We start from the raw sequence: 10,405 nt of genomic DNA on the forward strand, positions 1-10,405 counted from the left end.
AGGCCGCGTTCGCGGCGCAGGGCGGACAGGGCTTCGCCGAGGGCGCGCCCCTCGGCTCCGGCGTCATCATCGGATGTGAAACGGGCCATGCGGCGATCATGCCCCACGGCCCGTTCGGACGATAGTGTTTCATGTGAAACATCTTGGCGGGCCGCGGGCTTCTTGGTCAGGCCGCGGTCAGACGGCTCCGCCTTCTCGACCCGACGCGGCTTTATGCTGGGCCGCGGTCGTCGGCCCTTCGGGACCTCCCGACCCGACGCGGCCTGGCGCTTCGCGCGCGCTCAAACAGTGAGCCGCCGCGCGGCGAGCGATAGCGCCCGAAAATGCGCTCAAGCAGCGCGCGACCGCGTCGCGAGCGATAGCGCCCCTTGCTTAAATGACCTGCTCGACGCTGGTCACTTCGGGGATGTAATGGCGCATCATCTGTTCCACGCCCGCCTTGAGCGTGGCGGAGGAGGAGGGGCAGCCCGAGCAGGCGCCGCGCATGCGCAGACGCAGGACCCCGGTTTCCTCGTCGAAATGGTCGAACAGGATGTCGCCGCCGTCCTGGGCCACGGCCGGGCGGATGCGGCTGTCCAGCAGCCCCTTGATCTCGGCCACGATCTCGGTGTCCTCGCCGGCGTCCTCGACCGTCGCCGGGGCGTCGCGCGTCAACGGCGCGCCCGAGACGAAATGATCCATGATGACCGACAGGATGGGCGCCTTCATCGCGCTCCAGTCCGGAGCCTGAACCCCGCGCGTCACCGAGACATAGTCGGCGCCGAAGAAGACGCCCTCGACGCCCTCCAGCTCGAACAGGGCCTCGGCCAGGGGCGAGGCGGCCGCCTCGTCGATGGTGCGGTATTCCAGCACGCCTTCCGGCGCCACGTCGCGGCCCGGCAGGAATTTCAGGACATGGGGGTTCGGCGTGGGTTCGGTCTGGATGAACATGGCCGGGAGATGCGCTCCCACGGCGCCGTCTTCAAGACCCCAGATGTCGCATTAAGCCTACGAAACGTCATCGTCGCTCAGCTGCTCGGCTCCGCGAGTCGAGCGATGGCGACCCTGAAACTCGCTCAAGCAGCAAGCCGCCGCGCGGCTTGCGATAGCGCCCTCTGGCGTCACGCCAGATCTTCGATATCCGCTTCGGTCAGCTCGCCCGGGACGATGGTCACGGGCAGCTTGCGGCCGGTGAAGGCGCCGCCCTGTTTCAGCACCGCCGAGACCAGGGGGCCGGGACCGCGCGATCCGGAGCCGGCGGCCAGGACCAGGATCTTGATGTCGGGATCGGCGCCGACGGTCTTGCGGATGGCGCCCTGGGGGTCGCCTTCCTCGATGATGAAGATCGGGGGGGCGCCGGATTTCTCGGCGGCGTCTTCGCCAAGACGGGTCAGCAGGGCCTCGGCCTCTTCACGCTGCTGGCGACGGATTTCGTCGCGGACGCCGGACCAATGCTCGTCCGAGCCGCCGGGCAGGGCCCGCAGCAGGACGACGCGGCCGCCGGTCGATTTGGCCCGGCGGGCGGCGTAGCCCAGGGCCGCGCCGAACTCGGGGCTGTCGTCGACGACGACAAGAAACTTCCTGGGCATGGGATCTTCCGGCCTTGCGGATCTCTGAACAGCGGCGACCACCTAACGCCAAGCCGCCCCAAACGCCAAGACCCGCCCGTCTCGCCGAGAACGACGAAACGAGCGGGCCCTGAACCGACGCCGAAGCGTGCGATCATGCGCTCAAGTAGCGAGGCTCCGCGAGCCGAGCGTAGCGCCCTTGGGAAGCGCTCTTAGCTTCCCAAGACTTCACGAATAGCCCCGTTGGCGATGGTCAGCTTGGCGAAGGTCCAGCCCGCGCCCGAGGTCTCGATCTCGTCCACCGCAGCGCGCAGGGATTCGACCTGACCCATGCGGCCTCCGATCCAGGCGTCGACGGCCTTTTCGGCGGCTTCCTCGCTGGCGCCCGCCGCCTCGACCGAGGCCTGGGCCACGGCGCGGGTCAGCTGCTGCTGTTCGGCCATCAGGTCCTGGATCAGGCGACGGACGGCCAAACGGTCGAAGTGATCGCCCGACGGGATCGAACCGGCCGCCACGCGCAGGCGGTCGAAGTCGAAGGCCGCGCCGACCTGGTGATAGAGACGCGCCATGGCCGGCGCGCTCCAGTCCAGTTCATTCGCCAGATCGCCGATGTCGGCCGTGGCCACCATGGGCCGCAGCAGGGCGATGTCGCGGGCCAGATCTTCCGGCGCGCCCAGGCCGACGAAGGTGGCGACGCGGGCCTCGAACTGCTGCTGCTCGAAGCGCGACAGCACTGCAGGACCAGCGGCGCGCAGGGCGTCGGCGGCGGGTTGATAGGCGGCGATCATGCCGCCGACCGTGGTTTCCGTGCGGGCGGCGCGGCGGGCCAGCCAGTAGGTCTGGCGACGCAGGACCTTGGCGATCTCGCGATAGAGAGCCGTCTGGGCCTCGGCCGGGATCTTGAGGTCCAGGGCCGAGACGGCGCTCCAGGCCTGATCCAGACGGAAGACCTGGCGCGCCGTTTCAAAGGCCGTGACCATGGCGGCGGTGTCGCATTCCGCCGCCGCCCGCAAGCGGTCGGGGAAGGTCGGCCCGGCCATGTTGACGATCTCGTTCGACAGCACGGTGGCGATGATGTCGCGACGCAGGCGGTGGCCCTTCATGTCCTCCTCGAACTGCGCCAGCGGGGCCGGGAAGTAGTGCACCAGCAGGCGCTCGAAGAAGGCGTCGTCCGGCGCCGAGGAGCCGACGATCTCGTCGAACAGCTCCAGCTTGGAATAGGCCGTCAGCACCGCCAGTTCGGGACGGGTCAGGGCCGCGCCCTGCAGCTTCATCTCGGCCATGCGGGCGTCGTCAGGCAGGTATTCCACCGCGCGGTTCAGCTTACCCAGGGCGGTCAGGTGCTGCATGAAGGCCTGCTGGGCGTCCAGCGCCTCGGCGCCCTCGGCCTGTTGCAGGGTCAGGGCCAGGGTCTGGTCGTAGTTGTGCGCCAGGACCTTGAGGCCGACCTCGTCGGTCATCGACTTGAGCAGGGCGTTGCGGTCCTCGGCCTTCAGATGGCCCGAAGCGATGGCCCCGCCGGTGAGGATCTTGATGTTCACCTCGTGGTCGGAGGAATCCACGCCGGCCGAGTTGTCGATGGCGTCGGTGTTCAGACGCATGCCCGCGCGCGCCGCCTCGATGCGGCCCAGCTGGGTCGCGCCCAGGTTGGCGCCTTCGCCGAGGACCGAGGCCCGCACGTCGCCGCCGTTGATGCGGATGGCGTCGTTGGCCTTGTCGCCGGCCTGGGCGTTGGTCTCGCCCGCGCCCTTGATGTAGGTGCCGATGCCGCCGAAGTAGAGCAGCTCGGCGCGCGCCTTGAGGATGGCCTGCATCAGCGCAGTCGGATCGACGCTGTCGGCCTCGATGTCCAGCAGCGCCTTGATCTGCGGCGTCAGGGCGATGGTCTTGGCCGAGCGCGAGAAGACGCCGCCGCCTTCCGAGATCAGGCTCTTGTCATAGTCCTGCCAGCTGGTGCGGGGGGTTTCGAACAGACGCTGACGCTCGGCCCACGACTTGGCCGTGTCAGGGTTCGGATCGATGAAGATGTCGCGGTGATCGAAGGCGGCGACCAGCTTGATCGCCTTGGACAGCAGCATGCCGTTGCCGAAGACGTCGCCGGACATGTCGCCGACGCCGACCACGGTGAAGGGCTCGGACTGGATGTCCTTGCCCATCTCGCGGAAGTGGCGCTTGACCGCCTCCCAGGCGCCGCGCGCCGTGATGCCCATCTCCTTGTGGTCGTAGCCGGCCGAACCGCCCGAGGCGAAGGCGTCGTCCAGCCAGAAGCCGTAGGACTGGCTCACGCCGTTGGCGATGTCCGAGAAGGTCGCCGTGCCCTTGTCGGCGGCCACGACCAGATAGGGGTCGTCGCCCTCCCAGGCCACGACGTTCGCCGGGCGCACCGGAGCGCCCTCGCCGACGATGTTGTCGGTGATGTCCAGCAGGCCGGACAGGAAGGTCTTGTAGGCGCGGACGGCCTCGGCCTGGATGGCGTCGCGGTCGCCGCCGACCGGCAGCTGCTTGGGATAGAAGCCGCCCTTGGAGCCGACCGGCACGATGACCGAGTTCTTGACCTGCTGGGCCTTCACCAGACCCAGGACCTCGGTGCGGAAGTCGTCGCGGCGGTCCGACCAGCGCAGGCCGCCGCGCGCCACCGGGCCGAAGCGCAGGTGGACGCCCTCGATGTGCGGGGCCCAGACGAAGATCTCGCGGAAGGGCTTGGGCAGGGGCAGGTCCTCAAGCTCGCGCGAGGCGATCTTGATCGAGATGTGCGCCTTGGGAGTCCCCTCGGCGTCCACCTGGTAGAAGTTGGTGCGCTTGATGGCGCCGATCAGCAGGGCGATGCGGCGCAGCACCCGGTCGTGATCCAGGCTCTTCACGTCCTGCAGCAGGGCGATGATCTTGTCGTTCAGCTCGGCGACCAGGGCCTCGCGTTCGGCGACCGAACCGCCGTGGGCCGGATCGAACTTGGCCTTGAACAGCGACAGGATGGCCCGGGCCACGGTCGGATACTCGCGCAGGGCCGCTTCCTGCACCGCCTGCGACGGGTCCAGGCCGGTCTGCTGGCGATAGCGGGCCAGGGTGCGGATCAGGGCCGCCTCGCGCCAGTCGACGCCCAGCTCCAGCACCAGGCGGTTGAAGCCGTCGCTCTCGGTGCGGCCGGTCCAGACCGCCGAGAAGGCGGCCTCGAACGGGGCCTTGATGTCGGCGAAGGTCAGGCTCTCGCCCCGCGGATCTTCCAGCAGGAAGTCGTGGACGAATATGGGGGCGTCGCCCACGGGACGGACCACGTGATCCGACTCTTCCAGCGTCTTCAGGCCCATGTCGGCCAGGATCGGCAGGACGTCGGAGAGCGGCACGGCCGAGCCGCGACGATACAGCTTGAAGCGGAACTGCAGCGAGGTCTCGTCCGCCGTGCGGAAGGCGCGGACCGCCACCGGCTCGGAATGAACGCCGTCGCCGGCCGTGCCGTCGTTCAGGCGGTCGAACTGCTCCAGATCGGCCACGGCCTCGGCGGCGTCATAGCGGTCGCGATAGGCGACGCCGAAGCCCTCGGCCCATTTGGCGCTGGTCGGGCCGACGGCGACCTCGTCCACCTCGGCGGCGCGCAGGGCGGTTTCGATGCGGTCGATCCAGCTGCGGCCGGCCTCGGCCACCTCGGCCTCCAGGGCCTTGGGATCGGGGTTCAGGTGCGCGCCCGGCTCGACGCCGATGATGTAGTGGACACGCGTGAGCGGCTGGTCCGTCAGCTGCGGATACCAGGCCGAGACTCGCCCGCCCCAGGCCTTGGCCAGGATGCCGCCGATGCGCTGGCGCAGACCGGCGTCGAAACGTTCGCGCGGGATGAAGCACAGCACCGAGACGAAGCGGTCGAACGGATCGCGGCGCGTGAACAGGCGGATGCGCGGGCGGTCATAGAGGTGCAGGATGCCGAGCGCCGTATCCAGCAGCTCGTCCTCGCTGATCTGGAACAGCTCGTCGCGCGGGTAGTTCTCGAGGATGTTCTTCAGACGCTTGTAGTTGTGGCTGCCCGGGGCCTTGCCGGCGCGTTCCAGCGCATTGGCGACCTTGCGCCGGATCAGCGGCACCTCCTTGGCCATCTTGTCATAGGCCTCGGCGGTGAACAGGCCGACGAAGCGGGTCTCGCCCGAGGCCTTGCCGTCCGCGCCGTAACGCTTGACCCCGACGTAGTCCATGTAGGCCCGGCGATGGACGCGCGAGCGGATGTTGGCCTTGGCCACCGTCACCGGCTCGCTGAGGTCCAGCTGGCGCTGCATGGCCTTGGTCAGGACCGCCGGCTCCGAGGCGCGGCGCAGGACGCGGCGCTCGGGATCGCCCAGGACGCCAAGGCCCTGATCCGAGACTTCCAGCGGCGCCTCGGGGGCGTAGCCGCCGTCGGCGCTGCGCGGATAGGCGTAGTCGCGGGCGCCCAGGAAGACGAAATGATCGCTCTTGGCCCAGCGCAGGAAGGCGATGTTCTCTTCCAGGACGGCGGGGTCGATGGCCGCGGGCGGCGCGGTCTCCAACTGCTCGACCGCGTCGCGCATCAGCTGGACCATGGCGCCGTGGTCCGAAACCGCGGCGCGCACGTCGGCCAGGGCCTGGGCCAGGCCCTCGCCCAGGACGTCGCGGCGCTCCTGCGGCAGGGGATCGATGACGGCGATGATCAGGGAGTCGCGGCGGCCCGCCTCGATCTCGACGATCGGGTGGAAGAGGGCGCGCACGGTGACGCCGGCGTCGGCCAGTTCGCCCAGGACGCTGTCGACCAGGAAGGGGGCGTCGTCCTGCAGGATCAGGACGCTGTCGTAACCCGTCTGGGCGCCGTCGGCGCCGGCCAGGGGCCCGACGGTGACGCGGGCCGGTTCGCCCGCCTCGCGGGCCTGGGCCGAGCGCCAGACCTGGGCCAGCAGAACCGCCAGGTCGTCGCCGCCCAGCTCCGGCGCCTCGTCGGCGGCGTAGTCGTCGAAAGCCTGGGCCAGCAGCGACTTTTCAGCGGCGCCCGGCGGGCCGTCGACAATCCGCGCATAGGCCGCCTCCAGCGCCTCCAGAACTGCTGGGGTGGCGGAAACTGTGCGCGGAGCGGCGGACATGGTGAAGTCTCGAACAGCACGGCCTGAGGCCGCAGGGATTTGACCGCGACACCTTAGCGCCGCTGGCGAAACTGGCTAGGCCGCCCAGGGCGGCGAACACCCTGAATTTCAGTGTGCAGCGCACCATGTTGCGCCGGAGGCCCACTGTTGAGAGAATTCTGGTCGTCGAAGCCGCATTCGCGACAACAACCGCCCCAATTTCGCCCGGATCAGGCGAGCCGTCCTAGTCAAACAGGGGCTGAAAACGAACAAGGCCGTCGAACGCGAACGCTCGACGGCCTGCTCGGGTCCGGCGCAGGAGGGGGAGGGAGCGCCGGTCCTCTGGACTTCGCGGCCGGGAGGGGGAGGGGGGCCGCGTCGTCTGGTTGGGTAGATAGTCGCCAGATATGGCGGATCAAGGGCAGGATCAGTCTTCGTTCGCGTCATTTTCATGCGACCGCTTGCCGCGCCCCAGCCAACGCTTGAACCCGTCGGCGGCGGAACGCCCCTTGTCCGCGCCGCCCCTGCGCGGCGCATAGGGCTCGCCGTCGCCGGACAGCAGCACCGCCATCCAGCGCGAGCCCTTGAACTCCGCCAGAATGGCCATGGCCATGACCGCCAGGGGGGTGGACAGGAACATGCCCGGCACGCCCCACATCTTGCCCCACAGGGCCAGGGCCAGCAGGACCACCACCGGATCGATGTTCTGATTGTCGCCCTGCATCCGCGGCTGAATCATGTTGCCGACCACGAACAGCAGGGTCTGCAGGCCCACCAGCAGGATCAGGGCCGGCCAGTAGCTCTCGAACTGGACCAGGGCGAACAGGGGCGGGGCGCAGCCGGCGATGGCGCCGCCCAGAACCGGAATAAAGCCGACGATGAAGATGACGAAGGTCCAGAACTCCGCGTTCTGCAGCCCCACGGCCCGCATCAGAATCCAGGCCACCAGGCAGATCAGGGCCCCGGTCACGGCCTGGACCCACAGATAGCCCTCGACCCCGCCGCGCACCCGATTGAACACCTCCAGCGCCTCGTTGCGGGCGCCGCGGTCGGGGAACATGGCGACGACCTTCTTCCTGAAGCCCGCCTGCGAGGCCAGCAGGAAGCCCAAATAGACCATGACGAAGAAGGCGCCCGAGGCCACGCCCTGGGCCTGCAGCGCCGCCTGGGTCAGCCAGCCGCGCAGGTCGATGCCCGCGATCAGTTCGTTCAGCGTCGGCGGGTCCGACACGCCCACCAGGCCGCTGACGTCGGCGATGATGTGGTCCAGGCGCGGCCCGATGCTGGCCGACGCCCCCGAAGCGTCGGTGAAGAAGCCCGCCGCCCCGTCGACGATGATCCAGATGGACAGCAGGAAGCCCAGCACCACCACGATCAGGGCCGCCGCCCCGGCGAAGCGCGACGGCACCGGGGTGCGGTGCTCGATGGCCCGCTTCACCCCGTCGATCATGATCATCAGGAAGATGGCCATGGCCAGGGGCGTCAGGATGTCCCGCAGCCAGTAGAGCGCCGCCCCGCCCGCCACGACGGCGATCAGGACCAGGGCGTTGCGCGCGACCGAGGAGGTCGGAACCGAGATGGGCAGTTTCATGGGCGGGACTGTCGGGGGCGTCGGGGACAGCGTCAATCGCTGTAAAGCCGCACGGTTCCGCCTTGCGGCCTCGCCCCCGTCGGCTAAGCATGGCGAGAGCCTGCTGGAGACGACCTGAATGACCGACGCCCCCGCCGCCCTCTTCCTCGGTCAGTCCTTCGAGGGCGTCGCCGAGAACCTGCTGTTCAAGCGCGCCAACCGCCACGGCGTCGTGGCCGGCGCCACCGGCACCGGCAAGACGGTGACGCTGCAGATCATGGCCCAGGGCTTTTCCGACGCGGGCGTCCCGGTCTTCTGCGCCGACGTGAAGGGCGATCTGTCGGGCATCAGCCAGGCGGGCGACATCCAGAAGTTCGCCGAGCGCGCCGGCAAGATGGGGCTGACCCTGACCGGCAAGGCGGCGCCCGTCGTCTTCTGGGACCTGTACGGCCAGAAGGGCCATCCGATCCGCGCCACGGTCTCCGACGTCGGCCCGGTGCTGCTGGCCCGGATGCTGGAGCTGAACGACGTGCAGGAAGGGGTCCTAAGCGTGGCCTTCCACGTCGCCGACAAGGAGGGCCTGCTGCTGCTCGACCTCGAGGACCTGCGCGCGCTTCTGGCCTATGTCGGCGAGAACGCCCAGACCATCGGCCGCGAGGTCGGAAACGTCTCGCCCACCTCGATCGCCGCCATCCAGCGCGCCCTGCTGCAACTGGAGCAGCAGGGCGGGGCCGCCTTCTTCGGCGAGCCGGCCCTGCGGCTGGAGGACATGATGCGCACCTCGCTGGACGGGCGGGGTCAGGTCAATGTGCTGGATTCCACCCGGCTGATGAACAGCCCGCGCCTGTACGCCGCCTTCCTGCTGTGGCTGCTGTCCGAGCTGTTCGAGCAGTTGCCCGAGATCGGCGATCCGGAGAAGCCGCGTCTGGTCTTCTTCTTCGACGAGGCCCACCTGCTGTTCAACGACGCGCCCAAGGGCCTGCTGGAAAAGGTCGAGCAGGTGGTGCGCCTGATCCGCTCCAAGGGGGTCGGGGTCTATTTCGTCACCCAGAACCCGGCCGACATTCCCGACACCGTCCTGGCTCAACTGGGCAACCGGGTGCAGCACGCCCTGCGCGCCTACACCCCCGCCGAACAGAAGGGCCTGCGCGCCGCGGCCCAGAGCTTCCGCGCCAACCCCGCCTTCGACACCGCCGAGGCCATCCAGGCCCTGGGCGTGGGCGAGGCCCTGGTCTCGACCCTCGACGACAAGGGCGCCCCGACCGTGGTGGCCCAGACGAAGATCCGTCCGCCGGACTCGCGCCTCGGCCCCGCCACCGAGGCCGAGCGCGCCGCCGTCATGGCCGCCAGCCCGGTGCGCGGGACCTATGACACGGCGATCGACCGCGAGTCCGCCGAAGAGGTGCTGAAGGCCCGCCGCGCCCAGGCCGAGCGCATCGAGGCCGAAACCGCCGCCGCCTCAGCCCAGGCCAAGGCGGCGGAGAAGGCCGCCCGTTCCGCCCCCGCGCCGGCCCGAGAGCGCGCCGCCCCGCGCCCCCGCGCCTCGTCCCGACAGACGCCGATGGAGGCCCTGACCAAGTCCGTCCTGCGCACCGCCGGCTCGACCATCACCCGCGAACTGCTGCGCGGCGTCCTGGGCAGCCTGAAGCGACGGTAGAGAGAGTCAGCAAAGGGTGGGAAGCGGACCTATCAGATAGTAGCCTGCCGCTCCCTTCTGGAGACGCGGTATGGACGATCTCGCACTCGCCTTTGAAGCAGCGATTGTTGGCCGGTCCTGCCGCGTCGAACGCCGCGAGGCAGACTGGGCGTTCGACCTCCGTGACAACGTGGGCTTGGCCGTTGGTTGTCACTGGCGGCTAGTCTCAGCCGACGGCATCGCGCTTACGGACGAGGACGACGGGCAGGGATTTGGCTTGCCTGCCCCCGTCGATGCCGAGGCCAACGCGAACAATCTCCTCGCCGGGGCAACCGTGTCCTCTGCGACAGTGGACCGCGTTACCGCCGACCTGTGCCTGCGGTTCTCGAACGGCCTTCGCCTCGATCTACTCAATAATTCCGCCGGCTACGAATGCTGGCAGGGAAGCTTCAACCAGGATGGTAACGCCGTAACCATTATCGCGATGGGGGGCGGTAGCCTCGCCTGCTTCTGAGTGTCGCCTATGGGACGAAGGCAGACGCTGACCTCCCCGCCTTACCCTTTCGGCGTCAGCCGCCACATCCTGAGCGGATGACGCACC

Annotated in this window: 6 protein-coding genes; 2 read left to right on the forward strand and 4 right to left on the reverse strand. The window is 69.1% G+C overall.

The window, feature by feature from the left end; genetic code table 11:
• Positions 1-372 precede the first annotated feature (372 nt).
• From VGE49_RS12485 to VGE49_RS12500, 4 genes are all read right to left on the reverse strand, one after another.
• Entirely contained in the window at positions 373-930 is a 558-nt protein-coding gene (locus VGE49_RS12485) for a NifU family protein (RefSeq protein ID WP_331034874.1), read from the reverse strand.
• A 170-nt stretch (positions 931-1,100) separates the two neighbouring features.
• Complete coding sequence (locus VGE49_RS12490; RefSeq protein ID WP_331034869.1) at positions 1,101-1,568, reverse strand: universal stress protein; 468 nt, start codon at positions 1,566-1,568, stop codon at positions 1,101-1,103.
• Between the two features lie 191 nt (positions 1,569-1,759).
• On the reverse strand, positions 1,760-6,619 hold the full coding sequence (locus VGE49_RS12495; RefSeq protein WP_331034870.1) for an NAD-glutamate dehydrogenase: 4,860 nt from the start codon (positions 6,617-6,619) through the stop codon (positions 1,760-1,762).
• 406 nt (positions 6,620-7,025) lie between these two features.
• The gene (locus VGE49_RS12500) at positions 7,026-8,189 is read right to left on the reverse strand and encodes an AI-2E family transporter (protein ID WP_331034871.1); all 1,164 of its coding nucleotides are present in this window, start codon (positions 8,187-8,189) and stop codon (positions 7,026-7,028) included.
• A gap of 118 nt (positions 8,190-8,307) precedes the next feature.
• On the opposite strand from VGE49_RS12500, the gene VGE49_RS12505 reads away from it, so the two are divergent.
• Positions 8,308-9,825 (forward strand): helicase HerA-like domain-containing protein, encoded by a 1,518-nt coding sequence (locus VGE49_RS12505; RefSeq protein WP_331034872.1) that lies wholly within the window; start codon positions 8,308-8,310, stop codon positions 9,823-9,825.
• Between the two features lie 70 nt (positions 9,826-9,895).
• Entirely contained in the window at positions 9,896-10,318 is a 423-nt protein-coding gene (locus tag VGE49_RS12510) for a DUF6188 family protein (RefSeq protein ID WP_331034873.1), read from the forward strand.
• The last annotated feature ends 87 nt before the right edge of the window (positions 10,319-10,405 follow it).

The sequence above is a fragment of the Brevundimonas sp. genome, assembly GCF_036405315.1.
Lineage (GTDB): Bacteria > Pseudomonadota > Alphaproteobacteria > Caulobacterales > Caulobacteraceae > Brevundimonas.

What these genes read in the sequence shown, in the direction of transcription:
- VGE49_RS12510 (WP_331034873.1), top strand. Translation starts at nt 9,896, where the DNA reads ATGGACGATCTCGCACTCGCCTTTGAAGCAGCGATTGTTGGCCGGTCC.
- VGE49_RS12490 (WP_331034869.1), bottom strand. Translation starts at nt 1,568, where the DNA reads ATGCCCAGGAAGTTTCTTGTCGTCGTCGACGACAGCCCCGAGTTCGGC.
- VGE49_RS12485 (WP_331034874.1), bottom strand. Translation starts at nt 930, where the DNA reads ATGTTCATCCAGACCGAACCCACGCCGAACCCCCATGTCCTGAAATTC.
- VGE49_RS12500 (WP_331034871.1), bottom strand. Translation starts at nt 8,189, where the DNA reads ATGAAACTGCCCATCTCGGTTCCGACCTCCTCGGTCGCGCGCAACGCC.
- VGE49_RS12505 (WP_331034872.1), top strand. Translation starts at nt 8,308, where the DNA reads ATGACCGACGCCCCCGCCGCCCTCTTCCTCGGTCAGTCCTTCGAGGGC.
- VGE49_RS12495 (WP_331034870.1), bottom strand. Translation starts at nt 6,619, where the DNA reads ATGTCCGCCGCTCCGCGCACAGTTTCCGCCACCCCAGCAGTTCTGGAG.